Genomic DNA, 24,067 nt, shown 5'->3' with positions numbered 1-24,067 from the left:
TATTGCTATTTCTCGTTTGGCGTTTGTTTGTAGATGTAGATACCGGTAAGCAGAGTAAAACCAAAGGTTGCTGCGAGTAGTCCAAACACTTTGAAATTAACCCAAACATCAAGAGGCAGCTCAAATGCCACATAGACGTTGAGCGCTGCACAGAAAGAGAAGAACAGCACCCACGCCCATGTCACCTTTGCCCAAACGGAATCAGGCAACGTGAGTTCTTTGCTAAGCATACCTTTTATCGCTGATCTTCCCATTAAATGGCTGACAGCGAGGCCAATTGCGAACACCGCGTAGACGATAGTGACCTTCCATTTAATGAAGTTATCGTCGTGGAGAAATATCGTCATACCACCAAAGATAGCGACCATGACAAAGGTAATTAGCTGCATCTTCTCTACTTTCTTATACACAAGATACGTAACGGCAATTTGAATCGCGGTGGCGACGATAAGCGCACCGGTGGCGACGTATATGTTTTGAAGTTTGTATAGCGCAAAGAAAACAATGAGAGGAAGAAAATCGAGCAGTTGTTTCATGATGTCTGTCTTTAGGGGCTTAATTACCTTCAGTCTAACCAATTCCCTACGCAATACAAAGGCGTTAATCTAACCGCTTAGCCTTCAACTTATCGATGTGGAACGAGTGAGTTTCGGGATCATACTCTTCACCTCTTCGAGATAACCTTCATCTCTCAAGTTGTCCACAGTACCAATCAGTTCATCGTCAGACATGGAAAAGCAGCTGGATTTTCCCGTCATCACATTCAAAGTTTGATGATACTCATCTTCATTGAAATGGCCCATTCTATCGACCAGTAAGCTTTTAACGCCTAAATGGATTAGGTGGTAGTAGGTCTGTCTTTCTAATTCCATAACCGTAACCTCGTACTGCTGGCTAGTGATATCCATTAGTAAGCATATTCAGTGCCAGTTGCGAAGTCTTGACGGGGTAAGGAAAAGAGGGGCGAAGACAAACAAGCCCTCAGTATGATTCTCAAAACGACAATCATACTGACAGCAATATATTACGCAGGTGTGCTATCTAAGGCCTTTTGCAGCGTCTCTTTAAGAGCGAGCTTAGTCGTAGGTTTTACTAAACGGCCATCCATCAGCTGTTTTATTTTTGCTACTTCCGGTTCGCCGGATTCGCCAGAGAGCGCATAAATCGGGATTTGCGGATAGTCCTCGCGGATAATTCGTGCCGCTTCAAACCCATTCATGATAGGCATTTGAATATCCATGAAAACCAAGTCGATGGCGTTGTTTTGGATGATTTCAACCGCCACTTTGCCATTGTTAGCCAATATCACATCATAGCCGAGTTGATTTAAATAGAGTTTGACCAGTTCACGTTGAACCTCTTTGTCATCGACCACTAAGATGGTGTGATAGATACGCTCAGCATGAGGCTCAGTACTCGCAATGGACGGTGTAAGTGTTGGGGAGGCTTCTTCTATGTTATGGCGATGAGACGTCGACAGCGTACCCACGGGGAAGGTTAAGTGGAACTCGGTAAATTCGCCTTCTTTTGAATAGCACTGGATAGAGCCGCCGAATGATTTCATCACTCGCTTACAATAGCCAAGTCCTAGGCCACTGCCGCCGCTTTTGTTGTGAGAGAAGAAATCGTCAAACACGCGGTTGATCAGTTTTTCTGGAATGCCGGGGCCGGTATCGCGGAAGATGACGTAATTCTCATACTTTCCTGCCATAGTACGAATTTCAATCTTACTGTCAGGGTAAGAGTCGAAGTAGTAAATTGCGTTGCGCAGTAGGTTGAAAATAACAAAGCTAAACAAGGTATCGTTTATCTTCGCGCGGAAGTCGTGAACGGTGACCAAACTGACTCGCTGACGAATCTCGTTGGAGGAAAACGCATAACGCTCGATAGCTTGGTGTATCGACTGCTTCATTGAGGTTTCAACAGACGGCTCTTGTTCTAGTGCTGCGTCGTTCACTTCTCGTAAAATAATATCGATTAGCTGGCGGCCACGTTCAATCGCCATTTTCCCTTTGGCCACTTCAAGTTCTAGTTCATCACTGCTCGCGCCCTGTTGAATCTTCTGACTTACCGATTCAAATTGCAGCTGAACCTGCGCAAGTGGGTTACGCATCTCATGGGCGATGGAGTTCGCAAGGGCCTGCGATTGACGAACTTTTCTATCGGCGTTGATATAGCCTTGGGCTGTTTTAAGCACTTTTTGCAATGCCAATACTTCTTCACAGTAGTAGAGGTGGCCATTACGCTTTTTACGCGCCAGCAATAGGTGGGTCATGTTGTCTTGGTAATCGAATATCGGCAGTACTAAGGCGACATTTTCATCCTTCATCTTTTGGTACAGGTGCTCAAGTACAGGGTTACTGTTTGATTCGGTTAGAACGATTTCTTCAATCTCTTCAAAGATTAATACGCTGTTTTGGTTAAACAGCTGAGAGGTATAAACCTTCTCATCATTTAGATTGGAGATCAGCTGCAGGTCGTGCTCGGAGATGTCTAAGGTATCGGCAATCTTACTGATGGCTGCGGATGTCGATCGCTGAAATTCGTTACTTAATGCGCGAATAGTCTGATGCGGCGCTTTCGTATTGCCGTACACCAATCGGCTGGTGTATTTACCTGTTTTACGTAGCAACTTGCGCCAAGCAAGGCCAGATATTAAACAACTGGCAAAGATAATGGCGGAGAAATCAAAAGTTGAGACGGAATTGATCACTAAGCTAAGCGGAACCGCAATGGCAATACTGGTAAAAAGCACCGAAAGCACAGAATAGAGAATATGACGATTGCTATAAAACCTCGAAGTTAATAGGGCATAGCCCATGAGCAGCATTTCTGTAATCGAGAGGGTTGGCGGTAGCCAAGTTAAAGAGAAGTTTTGCCATATTAGTGGAACAATGCCGTTGACCACTATGGTCGAGACCATGAAAACACCAATGCCAAATAACATATAGAGCGATTTGATGTGCTGAAGTGGCCTAGCTTTGCGTGAATAGAGTAAAACATTTCTTAGTGACATACCAAGTAAGGCGACGATAGATAAGAAGAACCAAATGGCTTGTTCGCCTAAATGCAGGTGGAAGTTACCAATACTTTGAATGGTGACACCTATGACCGTTGGGCCGACGTCTGAGTTCCAATACAGCGCAAGTATGGTTAAGGTGATGAATACAACGCTTTGAATGGCTTGAGGTACAGGCTTGTCTATATCGCGTATTAATTTATTGGTGACGAGAAAGGCAAATGAAAACGCGCAATAAGAGGCAAGGTTGGCAAACAGTGCCATATTGAGAATCAAGGATTCGTTGACTTCAACCAACAGCGGGGAGTAGAAAAAAGCGTTACTCAATACCCAGGCTAGGATAGAAAATGTATAGCATACATAGGGAATGCTGATGGTTTTTTCGTAGATCCCGCGCGAGATTTTGATGGAGTGAAGAAAATAGATTGCCCAGCCGAGAACCACCAAGCAAACGGCAGACAACAGTAAGAAGATGGGGTGCAAAAATGATTCAATCATAACCCACCTCGTAGGCCGATAGTGGCCTCGGAGATGCGATTGGAATCAACCTCGCCTGATAAATATTAAAACTGCTCAGCGCCAAGCCTGAGCATTGAGATACAACTTTCATTACGCCAACTATGTCTATTATTGTTTTAACTGCGATTTAGGGCGATCGCTTAGCGTAAGTTATCTAATAAACCATACGATTTGTAAATAGGTGCATAGCGCAGCTGAGGGCTATTTCGCGTTTAAACCGACATGATTTGTGCTAAGTGACTTGGTTTTTTGCAGCCAAATCAAATCAGTCTACGAAATAAAATTGTTCCTAAATCGGTTTGCATCGGAGAATGTGCACGTTCTCGAAGTCCCTATGGCAAGGATTGTGATACTATCTATTAAGGTATGTTGTTTGGTTAATAAAGATGAATTCGCAATCCTATTATTCAAAAGCCAGCACTCAAGCACTTGAAGTGTTAACAGGGCTGCATGGCAATCGTAATGTTGTCGCAGTGCAGCAAGCGCAGCAAAAAATCACTCAAATTGTTGAAGAAACCGCGGAAGAGCTAAGCCCGGTATTTGACCAGTTTCTCGAAGCTACGCTAAGTTATCGTCAAGGTGACTACAAAACTGCTATCGAGCAATATGAAGTCTTGCTTGGTGCGATCGAAAAACCAGACGAATTTGTCTTGTACCCGTATGTGTGTATTTATCTCGCCACCATCTATTCACGCTTAGGGCAAACCTTCCTTTCACAGCATTACTTCACCTTGGCAGAGAAAAACTTAAGTGACTCTGATGCTAAGTTGGTTCTGTTTTTAAATGTGAATCTAGGTGACATTTACCTGCAATTATCAGAGTGGGATAAAGCGTTAGCCCACAGCTTGAAAGCCGTCTCGGTAGGGCAGGAGTCCGACAACCAAGAGACGTATGCGTTAGCCATGGTGAACGCAGGTTTAGCTTATGCAAAACAGGGTATGCACACCGAAGCGGAAGAGATATTACAACGTGCGCAGCAATTCACCGAGCAATATGGACTGGATCACTCTCACGCTTATGTGAAGCTCTATCAAGCTCAGTGGCAAGAGACATTAGGTGATACCGCCGCGACTCAAGCCGCCTACCAAACCGCTTTTGGCTACATCAAAAAAATTGGTGATGCTTTTTTCCAAATCGAGTTCTTTGAAGCATACGCCAACTTCCTATATCAATCTGGGCAATACGCCAATGCGATTTCGTTTTGTCGCCAGATTTTCATGAGCCCGATGCTGCAATCTCATTCGCACAGCTTGTTGAAACTCTATCGCGTCATGTCGGATAGTTGCCATCAAGTGGGTGATTTAGCGCAAGAGAACAAGTATTTACGTTTGATTCAATCACTGCTTGACCAAGAGTTGGTGACACGTAAAAAGAATGAAGTTGAGTACATCAACAAAGTGGTGCGTTACGCCGAAAGCGAGAACCGCTACAAGCAATCTCTATTGGTGCAAGACAGGTTAGCGGGGCTGAGTGAACTAGGACAACTGATCTCTTCGTCACGCGAGTCAGAACAAGATTTCCTCAAGATTTTCAATGCGATCAACCAAGTGCTTCCTATCTCGGCGTTTGGTTTATCATTTTATGATAAGGCGAAAAACGAGTTGGAATATCGCTACATGGTGGAAGAGGGCAAGTTTTATGACCCGTTCACCGTGAGCTGCGAAAGTGTGTGTCGCATAGGTGTGTATAGCGCGCTCAATCGTAAAACGGTACGTTTAGACACCTCCAGCCGAGCGGAAGTAAATCAATATCTCGATACGCAATGCCATGATGAAGATATTTGGCTGCATCATAACGAGGAAGAACAGTCTCTTGCGTCGGTGATCACCACGCCTGTCATATTCCATGATGAGCTTTTGGGTGTAATGACAGTGCAAAAGAATCGAGGTTATGAGTATAACCAAGCGCATGAGCAGCTTGTTGAGCAGGTTGCGAGCTATTTGGCGGTTGCTATTAGCCATGACAAGCAAACCATTGAACTAGAAAACCAGAATCAATACCTAGAGCAAATTTATCACACCGACCATTTAACGGGGTTGAAGAATCATTACGGCTTGTTGCAATGGTTGGGTGAAAGCTGCGAACCTGCGCCGGATTGCGCACTGCTGGTGGCTCTTGATGGTTTCAAACGGTTTAACGCGGAACATGGCCGTCAGGCCGGTGATGAAGCGCTCGTAGAGTGTACGCGCTTACTCAAAGACAGTATTACTAGCGATCTACAGCTATTCCGTACTCATAGTGACCAGTTTTTAGTATTAGGCGCTCAGTTGGATAAACAACAGGCGCTGAAAATTGGTCACCAAATTCGTACTACGATTAAGCAGTACTTCACCATGATGTATGGTGACGGAGAGAAACCTGTGCTTACCAGTACCATTGGCATTACTTTCTTCACCTCAGATTCAAGCGGTGTACCGTATGAGCAACAGCTGTCTCATTTAGAAACCACCATGCATGCTGCAAAACAAAGACGCTGTGATGGTGTGTTTTGCGTAACAGGAAGCATGTAATAAAGTTAGTATAACCAACTGATTTATATGCATTTAGTCTAACTATGTAAAAAAATAATACGTGACTAATTAAGTGAATAATCCGTACATTTTATTGATGTGCGATATATCGTGCTGATTAGCGCGCGCGTTACTGGATTTAACTCTATGATTTGGCGGATTTTAGCAAAACTATCTGATTGTTTTTTATGAATAAAGTAAAAACAAGTTAGAAAAAAGTTGGCGAAAATCATGAGCTTGGCATACACTTTCCAAGTAATATCGATATGTCATTGATTGACGAGGCGAAATGCTTTGGCGCTGTCTTCTGACAGTGATGTTTAACACAGCTTTTGAGGAAAATTCTATGGCGCTCACAAAAGCCGAATTGGCTGAGAACCTATTTGAAAAGCTTGGATATAGTAAACGAGATGCCAAGGAGACGGTTGAGGCATTTTTTGAAGAGATTCGCAAGGCACTGGAAAGTGGCGAACAAGTGAAGCTTTCAGGATTTGGTAATTTTGACCTACGTGAAAAGAATGAGCGTCCTGGACGCAACCCTAAAACGGGTGAAGACATTCCAATTAGCGCGCGCCGTGTTGTTACGTTTCGCCCGGGTCAAAAATTGAAAGCTCGTGTTGAGAATATTAAGAAAGCTTAATAACACGATATCACAAGGATTTGAGTAGTAGCTGTATTCAGCTGCTGCTGAGTTAGTAGGCAAGGCTCCTTGATCAAGCTAAGCCTAATAACCAAGTATTGGTGAAATAGAGTAAAAAAATACCCAAGCATTGGCTTGGGTATTTTTTTATCTGCAACGAGAGATAACTCTCGCCTTTAGTCTCGTTTCCAGAGAATGTGACAGAACTTATGATCAGGGTCGCGACTCACGAGTAGTCGTGCGAACACGTCATCCAGCACATCATTATCTTCATTCACAAGACCAATACGAACTTCGGCGTATGTTTCTTTGTCGACTTCAAAGCCAACGTGCTCAACCCAGTCTTCGCCAGTTTCTACAAGCTCAGCTGCGCCACGATCTTCAAACTGAGCGGTGAATAAAATCACATCAGCGGCTTCAAGGTTATCTGGTGCCATCTCAAGAAAGATGTCGTATGCGGTATCGATAACGTCGTCGTATGAAATCAAATCAGACATTAGGCACGGCTCATGTATTTACGTTCAGTTGTGTTGACGATGATACGATCACCCGTCGCGATGTACTCAGGAACTTGAACTGTTAGGCCTGTTGCGAAACGTGCAGGTTTAGTACGAGCAGAAGCTGAAGCTCCTTTAATTGACGGGTCAGTTTCTTCGATTACAAGCTCAACCGTTGCTGGTAGTTCGATAGCCACTGCGTTGCCGTTGATAAGTACAACGTAAACACCTTTGATCTCTTCAGTGATGAAAAGTAGCTCGTCTTCGATATCCGCTTTCTTGAAAGTGAACTGAGTGTAGTCTTCGTTATCCATGAAGATGTACTCATCGCCATCAACGTAAGAGAAAGAGACAGCACGTTTGAACATGTCAACCGTCTCAACTACGTCATCAGACTTAAAACGCTCGTCAGAACGTGCACCTGTGTTGAGGTCAGTACAGCGAAGCTTGTAAATTTTAGCGCCGCCACGACCGCCTGGTGTGGTTACTTCGATATCTTTAATTAGCAATGTTTTGCCATTTGATTCAATCGCAAAACCTTTTTTAAGCTCACTTGCCTTAGGCATGAACAGATTTCCTTCATATAGGTTGTAAGGGCGGCATTATATACCTAACCCAAGTGTAGATGCTACGTTCACATTTCGTTGGTCGAATGAAAAACACAGCTTTGCAATTGCACGGTTTATCTTGATTGATAAACCTGAGTAAGCGAACATACTAGTTAATGACTTCTAGCAATTTGTTTATTCGTTTCAATGATTTTATCGCCAATAGATCCTAAACAGCCATTACAACCTGAGTATCAAGCCGCCATTAAAGAATTGGTTAGCTTTTTACGCAGCGGTGTGGGTAAAAATCTTCACAGTGTGTATGTTTATGGCAGTGTGGCGCGCAAAAGGGCTAAGCCTCATCGCTCTAACCTAGATATTATCGTGGTAACAGAGCGTGATTTTAGCGACACCCGCACAACGGTGTTCAATACCGTGCGCTGGCGTTTTCAAAAATCTTATCCTCATATTAAAGACGTCAACTTCAAAACCGGTTTGCTCAGTGATGTCGCCTCACTCGACAGTATTTTTTCTTGGGGTTTCCAACTTCGACACTGCGCCGTATGTGTATATGGTGAAGACCTTTCTGAGTGTTTTGGTGATTATGAACCAAGTTGGGAGATTGCCAAGCAATGGAATATGGATCTGGAAGATTGGCTTGCGGTTTATCGTAAGCGCATTGCCCAAGCAAAAGATGACACGGAGCAAGTTGTCGCTCAAGTTCAAATTGCAAAAAAACTGTTGCGAGCAAGTTATGGCGTAGTCATGCCGAGAGACCGTAATTGGTTTGATGATCCTATTGAATGTGGCAAGCAGTTTCTGCGCTATCACCCAGATAAACAAGTAGAAATCGAGAGATTGGCCATTTTGCTCTCAGGGCGGTTAATTGCTAAGCGATCAGTGCTTGGTATCATTGATTCATATGGCCTCTGGCTGGTCAAACTATACAAAAAAACTGAGTTTAGAATCGGTTAATTCGGACTATTTGCTTATAGCACGAATTAATAGCTTCGATTTGTGCTTTTTATCAATATAAAATGCCATTCGTTAAATCTGTACTGAAATTGACCTGCCTCACAACCGCGTCAGAATTTTTGTTTTATTATCAAGATTATAATAATTTTTTAATATTCTAGTTTGAAACGGAGAAGCGGTTATTTCGTTTATGAGCGTAAAACAACTCCACCAAGCAATGACTTCTCAACTGCAAGCGATTCGAGAAGGGCTGTTATGGATTTTGCCTTGTTTAATGATCTTGTCATTGATCTTGTTTGTCGCCTCTATCGGGGAGTTCGTTCTAGGAAGGGATGAGCCTTGGGTTAAGGTGTTGTTCGAGCTGTACTACTTTGTCAATGACTTGTTCCCAATCTTACTGACTGCTGCACTCGCATTTATTTTAGCCATGCGATGGCGATTGCCCAGACCGCCGATCGCTCTCGTTTCAATTGTCTACCTAGCCCTTTTTAATCAATTATTCAGTTTTACAGGTAGCACAGTTGTTTTCGAGCTCATCATCTCAATGGTGACGCCGCTCTACGCTGTTCCTTTGATCGCTTATCTATATAAGATTCGCTGGATGAAGTTTGTTACCAACAACCATCTTGGGCGAATTGTTAAAGAATCCATCAATCTCATCTTACCTACATTGATAGTGGGTGTGTTAGTGCTATCAATTAACGCCTCAATTATCTTCCTGATTGAAGCGAGCAACATTCTTAACTTGTTTACGATTAGCTACAGTGATTCACCGCTCGAGTTCGGTGTGTTGTTTGCGATGGTCAACTCATGTTTATGGTTTTTTGGTATTCATGGCTATTACGCATTATTGCCATGGGTCGACATTCTTCAAGGGGCAGTCGAAGTCGCCAACCAAGAAGTTCTGGCGACAGGTGTTACGACCAGTTTCGTTAACCACTCGTTTATGGCGGTGTTTACCTTTTTGGGCGGCGCAGGTGCAACACTAGGTTTAAGCTTTGCGCTGCTGCTGTTTAGTAATAACCGCGCATACCGGTTAATCGCAATGGCGAGCTTACCGCTTGGCTTACTCAACATTAATGAAGTTCTGCTGTTCGGTTTGCCGATTATTTTCAACCCACGGCTGTTTATTCCATTTGCTCTCGCACCCGTCGCAAATACCATAGTGGCGTATTTAGCGATAAGCATGGGCTGGGTTGCCGCGCCAGTAACAGGGATGCCATTTAGCAGCCCAGTATTTGTTAACGCTTGGATTGTGACACAAGGCGATGTTAATGCCAGCTTTTTACAGCTAGTCAATATCGGTGTGTCATTACTGGTGTATGCACCGTTTGTGTTGTCGTTGAATCGTACAACAAGTGACAAAACTATCTTATTCTCATCGCTCGATACTACTTACTCTCGTCGTCACGAGGAAGCGCTCACCTTGAGCGATGATCGTGTCACAAAGATAGTGAATGAAAACCATAAACAGCAGACCTTAGAGCAAAAATTACATAGCTTTAGTGACAAAGAGTTTTGTATGGAGTACCAGCCGCAGATATGCCGCGTCACAGGCCAAGTCGTTGGCTGTGAAGCTTTGATTCGCTCCGTAGATGCAGAAGGGAAAATCGAATACCCAGGAGCGTTCTTACCTTGGTTTGAGCAAGCAGGCTTAATGAAAGACATTGATCGCTGGGCCGTGGTGCAAGTGGTGCATGATATTAAAATCGCGATGGCAGAGGGATGGGCTGTACCGACGAGTGTTAACTTGACCCCAGAGACGTTGTTAGACGAAGACTTAATGCGGCAACTGGCAGCTTACATTAGCCGAGTAGGAGAGTACGTCCACGTTGAGATTACCGAAGAATCCCTGCTTAAAGATAAAGAACGAGTGACCAAGTCTTTGAACGCGCTGCACAAAGTTGGCGCCAAGATTTATATTGATGACTTTGGCTCGGGTTTCTCGTCGCTTAGTTATCTGACCATGTTTGATGTTGATGCGATAAAAATCGATCGCAGTTTTATTCATACTATCGAAAACACCAAAGGGCAGAAAGTGTTCAATGGCCTGATTAGTGTCGCGCAAGACCTTAATTTGGCCGTGGTTGTCGAAGGGGTTGAAACGGAAACTCAGTTAGAGCGTATACCGCTGAGAAACCATTTATCGATTCAAGGCTGGTACTTCAGTAAGTCGATTCCACTCGCGCAATTGCGTCATTACGTTACCCAACGTAAGAATCGGCATGAATCGTTAGAACAAACCTAACTGGGGTTCGCTGAGTGTTTTGAAGTCGATCCCGACAAAAGGAAGGATCGCCTCAGCAACCGGTTTTAGTTGTTTATCAATGTAGTGTTGATAGTCGATGGTACTCTTTAGGTACTCTTTAGGCTCCGGCCCATTTATGGTGATCAGGTATTCAATTCGACCTTTGTTTTGATACTGCAAAGGTCTACCTAGCTGGCTATTAATCTCATCCGCCAAACGTGCCGCGCGAACCTGTGGCGGCACGTTTTTTTGGTAGTCGTGCAATTTGCGTCTTAGGCGTTTTTGATACACCAATTGGTCATCAAATTTGCCCGCAAGGGTGCTTTCGACAAAGTCACGCACGTATTGGCTAGGATTTTCGCCATGAAATACCATGCGATACAATTTTTGTTGGAAAGCTTGCGCTAGCGGCGTCCAATCTGTGCGTGCGCTTTCTAATCCTTTGAAGATCAGCCTCTCTGATTCTCCATCACCAATTAAGCCCGCATAGCGTTTCTTCGAGCCTGTTTCTTGCCCGCGAATGGTTGGCATCAAGAATTTTTTGTAATGGGTTTCGTATTCTAGTTCGAGAATGGAGGTGAGGTTATATTCTTCGCGCAGGTGGGCCGTCCACCATTGGTTGATATCTTTAACCAAAGCATGACCGATCTCATCAGCTTGCGCTTGGTCATAGCTTCCATTTAGCGATACAAAAGTGGAGTCCGTATCGCCATAGATAACCTGATAGCCTTTTTGCTCAATCAGCCGCTTAGTTTGTTTCATGATCTCATGCCCGCGCATAGTGATACTTGAGGCTAAACGGGTATCAAAAAATCGGCAGCCTGATGAACCCAGTACGCCGTAAAAAGAGTTCATGATGATCTTTATCGCCTGAGAAAAGGCCTTTTCATTGTTCTTTTTCGCGACATCACGCGCTGCCCATAGTTTTTCAATCATCTCAGGTAAGAAGTGTTTGCTTCGATGAAATTGCCCGCCGCGAAAGCCCGCCACTGCTTGGTTTTCGCCTTGACCAAGTTCGAGTTTTAGTCCTTCAATTAACCCCATTGGGTCGATAAGAAATGAGCGAATGATAGAGGGGTAAAGGCTTTTGAAATCGAGCACTAACACTGAATCATAAAGGTTTGGAATAGAATCCATCACATAGCCGCCTGGACTAGCAAGCCAGTTTTCTGGATGCAAGTTAGGCGCAATATAACCAGCGCGATGCAAGCGAGGTAAATATAAGTTGGTAAATGCAGCGACAGAGCCTCCAATGCGATCAAGCTCGACACCAGTCAACTTAGAGCGCTCAATGGCAAACTCAATCAGGTGCGTGTGGGCGAAGATTTTGTTTACCAATACGCAATCTTGCAGGTTGTACTTTGCCAACGAAGGTTTGTCGTGACGGAACATATGATTAATTTCATCCATTCGGTCATGCACATTGTGAATCTGTTTTCCTTCGCCGAGTAATTCTTGAGAAACCGCCTCGAGTGACCAACTACGAAAGTGATAAGTCGCGGTTTTCAGTGTATCAATACCATCCATTACCACTCGGCCAGGAATGGAGATAAAGGCTTGCTGGGTGGTGTTTGAGGTTCTAAAAAAGCTCGCTTGTTGGCCTCTACCAAGAATGAGTTTTATCTGATGAAACTCAGCGCGCTTGTGCAGTAAACGAAAGTCGAAGTCGATGACGTTCCAGCCAATGATGACATCTGGGTCATATTGCTCAAACCAAGCCATCATTGCTCGTAATAGTTGTGCCTCGTTGGCTACCCACTCAACTTTAGTCTCACAAGGTTGCTCTTCGCCAACCAAAATGACGCGGCTATCCATTGGGCTATCAAGGCCAATGGAGTAGAGAATGCCTTTTTCAGAACATTCAATATCAAGTGATACCACATTAAGTGTTGGTGTGTAGTCGGACTTTCGGCACTGACTTTGATGAACGCGTTGATAGCGGGGCATTGTTTGGTGTTGGCCGGTAAACTCAACGCCACCCTGAATAAAACGCTCCATTAAATAGCGATCAGCAAGGCGAATATCGTTTTCGTAGCTGACAATATCGTGTTGTAACAATCGCTCTGCCAGCTGCTGAGATTGGCGGATTGTGTTGGTGTAACAAGCGGTGAGCGGCGTTTGATCAAAGTGGCGCAGCGGTAAGGTTTTAAATTCTGTCGCTATTGAATGCTGTTTGGCAATGTTCTCAGCGTTTTGCTGTTGTTCTTGGGCAATGAAAAATACGGGCTTCTCTTCGTTGATCAGTAACTGAGTTGGCCCATTGTCAGTGGTAAGCCAAAGTTCAATTTGGGTTTTGCCAGAAACATCGCGGGCTTGGCGAGTGAGTAAAAAGCCTTGCTGAATGGTCAACGAAAAGTCCTTGAAGAAATAAGAGGCGAAGCCAAAAAGAAAAAGAGCGGATATCACATCCGCTCTATTATTCTAGCAAGGGGTTAAAAGTAAATATAGCCAGTGAATTTGGCGGACACTTCTTCTTCCCCCCAATGTAGATAGCTAACTTGGCTTCTAAGCGCGACATTGCGGCTCAAACTCCAATGCCAACTGGCAGTGGCTTTCGCGTTTTGGTCGGCGTCAGAGTCCGCTAAGGCAAGGTATTGGCCTTCTAGCCCTAAGCGATGGTTATCGCCAACTTGCATCACCACACCGGCTTCAACACCTGCGCCAAATGTCGCTTGGTAATCCGTGAGGTCACCACTGCTCACTTCTGCCGAGAGTAAGCCATAAAAATGGAGGGACTGCGCGTCACCCCACGCTTTGCCATAGCCACCTTGTCCAAACCAGCGGCTTGCGAGTTTACCTTCGTTTGGCATACGGTCGTAACCCACGCGAGCATTCCATGCAAGGCTATCAAAGACGCGATTACTCGGTGCTAGTGCCATTGCATCAATGAGGTAGAGGCGGTCAAAACGACTCGTCCCTTCTTCATCCACGCTGATTTGAGTATCAAGGAAACTAATCTTCGCTCCTGGAATAAAGCCTTGCTGCGAGTCGAGCAGATCATGGTAGGCAATTCGCCATTCTAATGTTGCTTTGTCTTGGTAGTTATCGCTGTATTGATAACTCAAACCGGCACGCGCTGAGGCATGGCCTTGCTCTGGAGAAACTTCAGGCTGAGGCACTGGTGAAAAAGGTGAGTCGACTTTAATTCTACTGCGTTGGTAGAGCAGTTCGGTCAGCCTTTTGGCTGTGGGGTCGCGCTCTAATCCTAGGTCATAAAGCTCAAAGTTAAGCCACTCGTAGGCAAATTCCAAAATAGCAGCGCGCTGCTCCTCACTGTATTGCTCTGGTGATGGGAACTCGCCTTGTTTTGCTGCCACTGCTGCATCAAATAGGTTTTGGTCAATCTCATTCGCTTGGTGTAACAAGCGCGTACCGAATGACTCGCGATATTTCGGTGGCTCGATAAGACCGGCCTTGCTTAGCGCTTCAACGGTATCTGACGGAATAGCATGCATCGGGAATTGGTCTACCAACTGGATATCTTCGCGGGCGAGTTCAAGTAGCCCTAACAATTGGTACGAACAGTTTTCATCCAAGAAATAGTAGTCGAATTCGGCTTTTTGCATTTCCCATAGATGAAGTAGTACGCGCTCAACTTCTTGCTCGTTAAGTTTGAGTTTGTACTCCCAAATGTCTCTTGATTCAATATCGTTATACTCGCGTACTTTACGGTAGTAGGGCATAACGGTGAAACGACCGGGATAACTGCCAACCAAACCTTTGATGGCATAGAGTGCAGCGTTGTCTTGGGTTTCTGGCTCAGCAGCAAAGTTAATCGCAAACGCCACTAACTCTTTGTGGCGAGTTTGATCTTTAGCATCGATTCTAAGTAGCGAATGGCCAAACATCGACGAAGGGTTGTTCATGAATGCGGTTGGAAAAACCAGTGTCATTCCCTCTGGGTCAAGTACTTCACGCCATGTATCGAGCTCTTCACAGTTCAACTGGGCAACTCGGTCTTGTTTGGATTCTAGCCAAGTGTAACGAGCGGGGAACTCGCACCGCGCCGTTTGAGCCAGTTGTTCATCGGCTTGATATAACGTATCGATGGTGGCTTGAAGTTCTGCTTGAGGAGATGTTTTGCCTTTTTCAGCAAGGAAGAAGGCTTCGCTATCAACGGTACTTTTATAACTAGAAAGAGTCGCCGGAAGATAGTGACCAAGCTTTAGCCAATAGTTGTTTTGGGAAAGCTGTTCCACATCAAGCGAAGTCGCTTGAGCTAGTGAAGATAGCGTCCAGCCACAACCAAGAAGCAGGGCTTTAGAGAGAGCAGAATAGTTCATTCAATTCCGTGAGTATCAGTGTGAATAGGCAAGGGCTTTAACTAAAAGCCGTTGCCTATTGACGCTAGAGCAGAATGAAAAAAGTGCCCTAAAAAGGGCACTTTCTTAATTGAACAGAAATTCAATTAGATCGCGTAACCAGCTAGAGTAGCGTCAGCTGCAACTAGGTTGTTTAGGTTTGCGAAAACTTCTTCAGAAGTTACATTCTCAGACTTGAATACTTCAGCGAAGTTTTCTTGAGCTAGTGCGTTGAATGCTGCTTTGTCTGCTTCTTGTACGCCCCAAACTTCAGATAGAGTCGCAAGAGTTTCGCCTTCGCCTTTTGCGATGTCGCGAGCTAGGTTATCGATGTTGCCGTCGATGAACATTGCAAGTTTTTCAGAAGAAGTGATAGTACCGTTACCGTCACAGCCAAGAGTACCAAAAGTGATACCGAAAGTTTGGTTACCAGAAGTACCGTTAGTAGTAGCGCCTAGTACTTTAAATACTTTGCCTGATTTACCATCAAAAACCATAGTACCTAGACCACAACCGATGTCTTGGTCAGCTAGAGCAATGTTTGACATTGGAAGAGTTGCAGCTAGAGCAGCCACCGCTAGAAGCTTTTTCATAACATATCCTTAATTTATATTAAAACCAGCGTAAACCCGCTGGTATTTATAATTCGGCATTCAAAAAAACACCAAGCGCAAAAATAAATGAAAAGTGTTTCAGTTTCAATCCATCAGTTGAAATTAAACGAGTTGAATAATCACAAAATGAATGAAAACCAATGATATCGTCTAACGTATTGATTAGTCGCATATTTGCAATTAACGCGTCAGAAGTGAAAATTAGTTCTTGCTAAACTTTGCGTTTCGGCACATATTCGGACTAATGAAATTTTCATTTTTAGGTTAAACTAGGCAACCAAGTTGCTATCCGCCTAACTATCTAGGTGGGTGCAGAGCCAAGCCAATTAATAAGTGTGGAGATACAAGTTTGATAAGTGTTTTCCTTGTAGATGATCACGAGCTGGTTCGCACAGGGATACGACGTATTATTGAAGACGTCCGTGGAATGAACGTGGCAGGGGAAGCTGAAAGCGGTGAAGACGCAGTAAAATGGTGTCGTAACAATCATGTTGACGTCATTTTGATGGATATGAATATGCCGGGTATCGGTGGCTTAGAAGCGACCAAAAAAATCCTGCGTTTCAATCCGGATGTAAAAATCATCGTTTTAACTGTTCATACGGAAAATCCGTTTCCAACTAAAGTGATGCAAGCTGGAGCTGCTGGTTATTTGACCAAAGGCGCTGGCCCTGACGAAATGGTCAATGCAATTCGTGTGGTGAATAGTGGTCAACGCTATATTTCACCTGAAATTGCTCAACAGATGGCGCTTAGCCAATTCTCTCCAGCATCGGAAAATCCATTTGCCGATCTGTCAGAGCGAGAGTTGCAGATCATGATGATGATAACCAAAGGCCAAAAGGTTACTGATATTTCAGAACAGCTAAGCCTGAGCCCGAAAACAGTGAATAGCTATCGTTATCGACTGTTTGCTAAGCTCGATATCAACGGTGATGTAGAACTGACTCACCTTGCTATCCGACATGGAATGCTAGATACCGAGACGTTATAGTGGGTTTGTCCTTTGACTCAGCTTCTTTTTTAAAGACGGTAACCAACCAACCCGGCGTATATCGAATGTATAACGCCGAGTCGGTGGTTATTTACGTCGGTAAAGCAAAAGATCTTAAAAAGCGCCTTTCCAGTTACTTTCGTAGCAAAGTTGACAGTGAAAAGACCCGAGCGCTCGTCAGCAACATCGATAAGATTGATGTCACGGTGACCCATACCGAGACAGAGGCGCTGATTCTCGAACACAATTACATCAAGCAGTACTTACCGAAGTACAACGTTCTATTGCGTGATGATAAATCATACCCCTATATCTTTGTCAGCGGCCATAAACACCCGCGATTGTCGATGCATCGTGGTGCTAAGCGTCGTAAAGGTGAGTATTTTGGCCCGTATCCTGATTCAGGTGCGGTACGAGAAACGCTTCATCTGATCCAAAAGATTTTCCCCGTTCGCCAATGTGAAGACACCGTTTATAGCAATCGCACTCGTCCTTGCCTGATGTATCAGATTGGCCGCTGCGCAGGCCCTTGTGTCAGTAGCATTATCTCGGATGAGGAATATCAGGAACTGGTCGATTACGTGCGCTTGTTTTTGCAAGGCAAAGATAAGCAAGTGTTAGAGACGCTGGTACAAAAGATGGAGCAGGCCAGTCAGCAATTGAAGTTTGAAGATGCAGCCAAGTTTCGCGATCAGATCCAAGCTATTCGCCGAGTTCAAGAGCAGCAGTTTGTGTCTGAAGACAGTATGGATGACATGGATGTGCTGGGCTTTGCTCAAGAGAATGGCATCGCATGTATCCATATCTTGATGATTCGCCAAGGTAAGGTGTTGGGCAGTCGTAGCCACTTCCCCAAGATTCCTAATAACACCACGTCAGAAGAAGTGTTCTATAGCTTTCTGAGTCAATATTACCTTAGCCACAATGAAGCGCGAACAGTGCCGACCCGTATTATCTTAAATTCGGGTTTGCTTGATGACACCGGCTCTTTGCAAGAAGCGCTTGGTTCTATTGCTGGGCGTAAGGTGCACTTCCACGTTAACCCGACTGGTACAAGAGGGCGCTACTTAAAGCTCTCAAATACTAACGCGTTAACTGCGATTACCACCAAGATTAATCATAAGATGACCATCTCCCAGCGCTTTAAAGAGTTGACGGAGTTGTTGGCGATGGATTCGATTAATCGAATGGAGTGTTTTGATATTTCCCACACTATGGGTGAAAGCACTATCGCATCGTGTGTGGTATTTAATCAGGAAGGGCCAGTAAGGCAAGAGTACCGACGTTACAATATCACTGGCATTACGGGTGGTGATGATTATGCTGCGATGGGGCAAGCGTTAGAGCGCCGCTATTCTAAGCAACTGGATGTGGATAAGATTCCCGATATTGTGTTTATCGATGGTGGTAAAGGGCAACTGAACCGCGCACATGAGATCATTACCCAATATTGGGGTGATTGGCCAAAACGTCCACGTTTGATTGGTATTGCCAAAGGGGTGACCCGCAAACCAGGTTTGGAAACTTTGATTACCACAGATGGTGACGAATTTAACTTACCGAGTGATGCACCAGCACTGCATCTGATGCAACATATTCGCGATGAAAGCCATAACCACGCTATTGCTGGTCACCGTGCTAAACGTGGAAAAACGCGTAGAACCAGTGCATTAGAAGGTATTGAAGGTATTGGGCCGAAACGCAGACAAGCACTGTTGAAATATATGGGCGGATTGCAAGAGCTAAAACGCGCGACTGTTGAAGAAATCGCCAAAGTACCTGGTATCTCTCGATCTTTGGCAGAAAACATTTATCAAGCATTGAAACAATAGCAAAAATCCCGCACCATAAGGGCCTGTTTTTAGGCAGCAAACAGTGCATACGCAAACAATAAGAGCCAAATAACTATGCGTTTCAATATCCCAAACATTCTTTCACTACTCCGACTGTTCTTAATCCCAGTTTTTGTTGTGGTTTTTTATCTCCCTTACAGCTGGGCTCCGTTTGCAGCGGCAATGGTGTTTTGGGTAGCAGGCTTTACCGATTGGTTAGATGGCATGCTAGCACGCAAGCTAGGCCAAACCTCACGCTTTGGTGCGTTTATCGATCCAGTGGCGGATAAAGTACTAGTGGCAACGGCTCTGATTTTGATTACTGAGCATTACCATTCGATTTGGATTACCATTCCTGCGGTGACCATGATTGGACGAGAGATCATCATCTCTGCACTACGTGAGTGGATGGCTGAAATTGGTAAACGCGCGAGCGTGGCAGTTTCTTGGGTTGGTAAATTCAAAACTCTGGCTCAGATGTTTGCATTGTGGGTATTAATCTGGCGTTATGACGATTGGATGATCTGGTTAGGTTACGGCGCTCTATACATCGCTACTGTGCTGACTTACTGGTCAATGGCTCAATACCTAATGGCTGCTAAAGATGACCTATTAAGCGAAGAGCATCAATAACGGCTTTGTGCTGTGACTGATTTGGTCACATTGCACTAAAAAGAATCCTACAAAAAGACCTGCTGTTTTCAGCAGGTCTTTTTTATTGGTTGAGAGTCGTATGACTAACTTTCAGCAATGGTTTCATGCGACGCGGACATCTTTTCATTGAACAGTTCCAGTGGCAGCGGTTTAGCAAAATAGTAGCCTTGCAGTAAATCGGCATTGAGCTGTTTGAGCTTGTCGAGATGTTGCTGAGTTTCAACCCCTTCAATGGTTACGCGTAACCCAAGTTGATGACCCATTAGTAGAATGGTCGAAACAAAGTTAAGTTGAGCGTCATCGTTGACAATATCAGCAACGAATGAGCGATCGATTTTTATTTCATCTACTGGCAAGTGGTGCAGTAGTGATAACGATGAGAAGCCAGTGCCAAAATCATCGAGCGATAAGTACGCGCCAGCTTTTTTCAGCTCTTCAAGAGCCGATAGGCAACGAGAAAAATCGGAAATGGCCGCCGTTTCCGTCACTTCAAAACAGAACTGACGAGCATCAAGCTGATGATGACTGATGATGCTCAGTACATCAGTGGCAAAGTGCTCTTGGATAAGCTGCTTGGCGCTGATGTTGATTGAAATGTGCTTGAGTTCCTTCAACTTTGGCGAGTGCTTAATGTCTTCACAAATCTTGTGCAGCAGATAACGGCCTAAATCATTAATGAGCTGGCTGCGCTCAGCAATTTCAATGAAACGGGTTGGCGGAATATAACCCAGCTGAGGAGAGTGCCATCTCGCGAGCGCTTCTACACCTTCGAACTTGTTACTGGTTGGGTTATATAAAGGTTGGTAATTAAGCTGAATCTCATCATTGCTGAGGGCGCGTTTTAGGTGATGCTCAATGGTCACTTCATCCAACAGCGCACTTTCTTCTTGGTGATTAAAGCAAACCGGAGAGGCGTTACCTTGGCGTTTAGCTTGATACATGGCCATGTCTGCACGTTTGATCAAGTCTTCGGCCGACTCAGCATCAAGTGGGTACATAGCAATGCCGATACTGCCTTGCGCGGTGATTTCGATGTTGTCACACACCATTGGTTTAGCAATGGTTTGCAGAATATCGTTAGCAAGCTGAGTGGCACTTTGATGATCGGCGACATCACAGAAAAAGAGAAACTCATCGCCGCCTAAGCGGGCAAGTTGATGGCGCTCACCCAAATAATGTTGAAGTTCTTTCGCCACGTGGATCAGTAACGCATCTCCAACATGATGACCAAAAGAATCGTTAATCATTTTAAAGCGATTCAAATCCATCATCATCACCGCGCGCGGCTGAGCAGGGCATTGTTCGATATGATGACTGATGTTTTCGATGATCATTCGGCGGTTGGCAGCCCCTGTCAGCGCATCATAATAGGCCATGCGATGAATCTTTTCTTGGCTGTTCATTTGCTCGGTAATATCACTGATCGATCCAATGATTCGCACCGGAGAGCCGTTTGCTTCATAGACAGCTGAGCCGCTCGCTTTCACCCAAATGTACTGGCCACAATTTTGGCGTAGTCTAAATTCAACCTTGAATGGATGGTGATCAGTTAAGTGCGCTTGAATACTATCTTCAATGCGAGAAAGGTCTTCAGCATGGATGAGTTCAACGAATTGTCTCAAGCCAAATATTGATGTGGTCTTAGATGACTTTTCACCGATGATCGACAGCATACGCGCATTTAAGCGAAACTTTTTGGTTTTTAAGTCCCATTCCCAAATTCCGTCATTAGAGCTATTCGATACCACTTCAAGCTGTTGTAAAAGTTGCTGGGACTTTTGTTCTTTTTGATTGCTGGTGGAGACTAATTCATCACGCTCGATAAAGAGCGCCAACATATCAAGATAGTTGTTAAACATATCTTGCGGATTAATCTTGTGCAGCTGTGAAACACCATCAATCACTGCCACCAGTTTCCAACGGTTATTTTGACCGGTCGCGATTGGCAAAATTGTTGCCACATAGTGCGGGCAACCTTGCAGAAAAGGAAACTCTTCAATTCTATCATTCAAGCCAGAATCTTGCGGGATAGGGGTAGGCTGGGTCATACCTGATTCCGCCCAACTCTCGATACAATAATCTTTGTCGCTGGATGAGGCTAAACAAGCCCAGTCTAAGCCACTGCCATAGAGGCTTTTGGCGTCTAAGATAGCATCGAAACCGCCCTTAGCTTGTGAATAGAAGTTATCAAATATCTCTGAGGTGGATGTGCGCGTACTTTGCGATATCGCTGAGCGAATCGAGTGTGTTGCTTCTGCATCATCGAGTGCTTGATTACCACAAGAGCTGCGTCGAATCAGCTTTTGCGCTTGGGTGTAGATTTGAGAAGAAAAAGCCACGCCATTAATGCGAGAGACTGCGCGGTTGAAGACATGGGTGGTCAAGGCCTCTAGCTGCTGATCAACCGTGGTTAGACTAGGGCTAGTGTGTTTACCCGCAAAGATATTATCGATGCCTACTACAGCAATATCTTCAGGTACGCGGTAGCCTAAATGAGTCAGCTGCTCAATCATGCCGATGGCATTGTGGTCAGTGGCACAAATGATTGCACTGCAAGGTTGGTTGCGCTGCTGAAATAACACCGCGCCATCACGACCGCCTGCTAAATAGCAGTTGTGAACTGAAAAGAGCAATTCAGGGTTAAATGGTTCAGCAATTTGATTGCGATAAGAGTTATAGCGCTCTCTGATATCGTTGACATTCAGATCACCACAAAAGCCTATTTTTTGATGGCCTTGCTCTGTGAGCCACTGGTAAAGCTCGGCGACGCCTTGGGTTTGGTCACTATAAAATTGTTCTACTGGAAGAGGGTTATAGCTAGCTCCCATAGAAAAAACGGGGATGTCTTGCTTGATGGCTTGTTCGACAAGCTTGTGAGTAGCAGAGTGGAGGACGACGATAAGGGCATCAATATGAGCGAGTGACACATTAAGAGAAAAGTCTCTTTTGTCACCGGAGCGAATGAAGATAAGGTTTACTTCTTGTTCACTGGCGAGTTTACGCAGAGTTGCGTTTATCTCACCCATATAAAAGCCACTTAACATTGGCATAATAATGCCGATCGTTGGTCTATAATCGTTTCGTTGATTTCTCATAACTGGAATACCAATCGAGCTCCCCACAAGCACTACTGTTTGGAATACCATTCTAAAGACTATTGAGTAATGCTGAATAACATTACTTTGAATTTGTAAACTCGCTCACGAAGCGCGTGCATGCGTGACCCAGTGGCAAAAGGCATTGCTTGAGAGAATCACACTTGATCTTTCTCTTTCTGATGACTAAGAAAAGTACAATTTAAAGCGCCTTTGAACGTAATTTGCTCAAACGATTAGAAAAATCAAAAATAGTGTTGACTCGTTAGAGCGAATCCGTAGAATGCATCCCGTACCCAAGAGGAACGCGATAAACGTTTCGGGATACGAAGGCGCCTTGGCAGAGTGGCTATGCAGCGGATTGCAAATCCGTGGACCTCGGTTCGACTCCGGGAGGCGCCTCCATTTTGCGACACTAGCTCAGTTGGTAGAGCGCAACCTTGCCAAGGTTGAGGTCACGAGTTCGAACCTCGTGTGTCGCTCCAAATTAAAAGATAGCGATTAACCAAAGTCGATATCTAGATGGTGTTTTACTTACTTCAGTAAAGGCCTCACAAATTTAGATTTGTGTGCCCTGGTGGTGGAATTGGTAGACACAAGGGATTTAAAATCCCTCGACGTTCGCGTTGTGCCGGTTCAAGTCCGGCCCGGGGCACCATCTAAACCTTACATTGCGACACTAGCTCAGTTGGTAGAGCGCAACCTTGCCAAGGTTGAGGTCACGAGTTCGAACCTCGTGTGTCGCTCCAAACAGAAAGCCTCGACTTATGTCGGGGCTTTTTTGTATCTTCCAATTAACCCTCCATACTTTGGTTTTAGCTGTGGCTACCACAGCATGATTAAGCGCCTAAATGCGAATAGTTAAGCAGATTCGTTCATGGTCAACGCCATTTTGACGCGGAAACTAATGAAACAGAGCGCGTTTTTTATGATTCAGCACACACGCTTAATAGTCACTGCCGTTTCCTGTGCAAAAACAATACTAATCACACATAGAATCGAATAAGATCATTTCTGCAATAGATGTAAATCTTTATTTCAATGAGATAAACATCAGCAAAACAATAATTACATTTGGCATTTCAGCGTGCATTGATAGGTTGAGAATGAAAGCACTGTCGATTTTTATCGTAGTACAGGCTCTTTTTCTTTCTCCGAGTTTAAGAGCTGAGTCACTCGCAAGTTATCCCGTCGGCTGGGAATCATGGGTCTTAGTAAAAGAGACCATGAACTACCCTGCGGATACCGTCTTGCCTGCAGACGCGTCACTCTTTTTCCAACAAACCGTTCAGGCATACAGTTGGATTAATGAAGGGCAGGGTTCTCCTGTCACTATTCGAGTCAACCCTGAAAAGCTGGATGAATTTTTTACCCAAGGGCCATACAGTGACGGCCCAACCGCGGTGGCTTTTACAGAAACCCCCGGTATTTTGTGGGTAACAGAGCATATAGGCGGCGAAGCTATATATGGCAGTTACAACCCCAAGGGTGAGGATATAAGCCATTCTCATCCCACGTTAAAACCCAGTTACTGCCAAAGTTGTCATAGCACTTATAAGGATATTTGTGTGAACGGAATATGTACTGACCTAGATCGAGCTGGAGTGAAGTAGGTAGAAGG

The 24,067-nt window shown here is 44.7% G+C and carries 17 protein-coding genes and 4 tRNA genes; 12 read left to right on the top strand and 9 right to left on the bottom strand.

The genetic code is table 11. The features are described from left to right. Nucleotides 1–5: 5 nt before the first annotated feature. The 3 genes from MU515_RS04670 to MU515_RS04660 form a co-directional block, all read right to left on the bottom strand. Entirely contained in the window at nucleotides 6–536 is a 531-nt protein-coding gene (locus MU515_RS04670; RefSeq protein ID WP_260259213.1) for a septation protein A, read from the bottom strand. An 84-nt stretch (nucleotides 537–620) separates the two neighbouring features. Continuing rightward, the gene (locus MU515_RS04665) at nucleotides 621–872 is read right to left on the bottom strand and encodes a regulatory protein GemA (RefSeq protein WP_260259212.1); all 252 of its coding nucleotides are present in this window, start codon (nucleotides 870–872) and stop codon (nucleotides 621–623) included. 152 nt (nucleotides 873–1,024) lie between these two features. After that, entirely contained in the window at nucleotides 1,025–3,517 is a 2,493-nt protein-coding gene (locus MU515_RS04660) for a response regulator (RefSeq protein ID WP_260259211.1), read from the bottom strand. A 407-nt stretch (nucleotides 3,518–3,924) separates the two neighbouring features. Between MU515_RS04660 and MU515_RS04655 the strand changes: the two genes are divergently transcribed. Together MU515_RS04655 and ihfA are read left to right on the top strand one after the other, a co-directional pair. Beyond that, a complete protein-coding gene (locus MU515_RS04655; RefSeq protein ID WP_260259210.1) occupies nucleotides 3,925–6,048 on the top strand; it encodes a diguanylate cyclase domain-containing protein in 2,124 nt (707 codons plus the stop codon). A 346-nt stretch (nucleotides 6,049–6,394) separates the two neighbouring features. Further along, on the top strand, nucleotides 6,395–6,688 hold the full coding sequence (gene ihfA, locus MU515_RS04650) for an integration host factor subunit alpha (RefSeq protein ID WP_260259209.1): 294 nt from the start codon (nucleotides 6,395–6,397) through the stop codon (nucleotides 6,686–6,688). A gap of 176 nt (nucleotides 6,689–6,864) precedes the next feature. Here ihfA and MU515_RS04645 read toward each other — a convergent pair whose 3' ends face one another. Both MU515_RS04645 and yeiP read right to left on the bottom strand, forming a co-directional pair. Next, entirely contained in the window at nucleotides 6,865–7,185 is a 321-nt protein-coding gene (locus MU515_RS04645; protein WP_260259208.1) for an HI1450 family dsDNA-mimic protein, read from the bottom strand. Continuing rightward, nucleotides 7,185–7,751: an elongation factor P-like protein YeiP gene (gene yeiP, locus MU515_RS04640; RefSeq protein ID WP_260259207.1), complete on the bottom strand. Its 567-nt coding sequence runs from the start codon at nucleotides 7,749–7,751 to the stop codon at nucleotides 7,185–7,187. The genes MU515_RS04645 and yeiP overlap by 1 nt, the downstream gene beginning before the upstream one ends. Nucleotides 7,752–7,940: 189 nt before the next feature. On the opposite strand from yeiP, the gene MU515_RS04635 reads away from it, so the two are divergent. Both MU515_RS04635 and MU515_RS04630 read left to right on the top strand, forming a co-directional pair. Further along, on the top strand, nucleotides 7,941–8,708 hold the full coding sequence (locus MU515_RS04635; protein WP_260259206.1) for a nucleotidyltransferase domain-containing protein: 768 nt from the start codon (nucleotides 7,941–7,943) through the stop codon (nucleotides 8,706–8,708). A gap of 190 nt (nucleotides 8,709–8,898) precedes the next feature. Then, a complete protein-coding gene (locus MU515_RS04630; RefSeq protein ID WP_260259205.1) occupies nucleotides 8,899–10,956 on the top strand; it encodes an EAL domain-containing protein in 2,058 nt (685 codons plus the stop codon). Here the strand turns inward: MU515_RS04630 and MU515_RS04625 are convergent. The 3 genes from MU515_RS04625 to MU515_RS04615 all read right to left on the bottom strand — a co-directional run bounded on the left by MU515_RS04625 (nucleotide 10,942) and on the right by MU515_RS04615 (nucleotide 15,850). Further along, nucleotides 10,942–13,305, bottom strand: coding sequence for a DNA polymerase II (locus MU515_RS04625; protein WP_260259204.1), 2,364 nt, complete (start codon nucleotides 13,303–13,305; stop codon nucleotides 10,942–10,944). The two genes, MU515_RS04630 and MU515_RS04625, sit on opposite strands and share 15 nt — an antisense overlap. An 83-nt stretch (nucleotides 13,306–13,388) precedes the next feature. After that, the gene (locus MU515_RS04620) at nucleotides 13,389–15,239 is read right to left on the bottom strand and encodes an Lnb N-terminal periplasmic domain-containing protein (protein ID WP_260259203.1); all 1,851 of its coding nucleotides are present in this window, start codon (nucleotides 15,237–15,239) and stop codon (nucleotides 13,389–13,391) included. A 125-nt stretch (nucleotides 15,240–15,364) separates the two neighbouring features. Next, a complete protein-coding gene (locus MU515_RS04615) occupies nucleotides 15,365–15,850 on the bottom strand; it encodes a DUF3015 domain-containing protein (RefSeq protein ID WP_260259202.1) in 486 nt (161 codons plus the stop codon). A gap of 370 nt (nucleotides 15,851–16,220) precedes the next feature. On the opposite strand from MU515_RS04615, the gene uvrY reads away from it, so the two are divergent. From uvrY to pgsA, 3 genes are all read left to right on the top strand, one after another. Then, nucleotides 16,221–16,865, top strand: coding sequence for a UvrY/SirA/GacA family response regulator transcription factor (uvrY, locus tag MU515_RS04610; protein ID WP_260259201.1), 645 nt, complete (start codon nucleotides 16,221–16,223; stop codon nucleotides 16,863–16,865). Then, nucleotides 16,865–18,697, top strand: a complete 1,833-nt coding sequence (uvrC, locus tag MU515_RS04605) for an excinuclease ABC subunit UvrC (RefSeq protein WP_260259200.1) — start codon at nucleotides 16,865–16,867, stop codon at nucleotides 18,695–18,697. Before uvrY ends, uvrC begins: the two co-directional genes overlap by 1 nt. A 75-nt stretch (nucleotides 18,698–18,772) precedes the next feature. After that, nucleotides 18,773–19,330: a CDP-diacylglycerol--glycerol-3-phosphate 3-phosphatidyltransferase gene (pgsA, locus tag MU515_RS04600; protein WP_260259199.1), complete on the top strand. Its 558-nt coding sequence runs from the start codon at nucleotides 18,773–18,775 to the stop codon at nucleotides 19,328–19,330. Nucleotides 19,331–19,434: 104 nt separating this feature from the next. On the opposite strand, the gene MU515_RS04595 is transcribed toward pgsA, so the two are convergent. Beyond that, nucleotides 19,435–22,446 carry an EAL domain-containing protein gene (locus MU515_RS04595; RefSeq protein WP_260259198.1) on the bottom strand — a complete coding sequence of 1,004 codons (3,012 nt, stop codon included), beginning with the start codon at nucleotides 22,444–22,446 and terminating at the stop codon, nucleotides 19,435–19,437. Nucleotides 22,447–22,777: 331 nt separating this feature from the next. On the opposite strand from MU515_RS04595, the gene MU515_RS04590 reads away from it, so the two are divergent. The 5 genes from MU515_RS04590 (at nucleotide 22,778) to MU515_RS04570 (ending at nucleotide 24,059) form a co-directional block, all read left to right on the top strand. After that, a tRNA-Cys gene (locus tag MU515_RS04590) sits at nucleotides 22,778–22,851 on the top strand. 4 nt (nucleotides 22,852–22,855) lie between these two features. Continuing rightward, a tRNA-Gly gene (locus MU515_RS04585) sits at nucleotides 22,856–22,931 on the top strand. 86 nt (nucleotides 22,932–23,017) lie between these two features. Beyond that, nucleotides 23,018–23,104 (top strand) — tRNA-Leu (locus MU515_RS04580). Between the two features lie 15 nt (nucleotides 23,105–23,119). Further along, nucleotides 23,120–23,195, top strand: a tRNA-Gly gene (locus MU515_RS04575). 357 nt (nucleotides 23,196–23,552) lie between these two features. Continuing rightward, on the top strand, nucleotides 23,553–24,059 hold the full coding sequence (locus tag MU515_RS04570) for a hypothetical protein (RefSeq protein WP_260259197.1): 507 nt from the start codon (nucleotides 23,553–23,555) through the stop codon (nucleotides 24,057–24,059). Nucleotides 24,060–24,067: the final 8 nt, after the last annotated feature.

The organism is Vibrio intestinalis (genome assembly GCF_025195085.2).
Taxonomy (GTDB): Bacteria; Pseudomonadota; Gammaproteobacteria; order Enterobacterales; family Vibrionaceae; genus Vibrio; species Vibrio intestinalis.
Note: the sequence above shows the minus strand (reverse complement) of the source record. Positions and strands in the feature narration are given on the sequence as shown.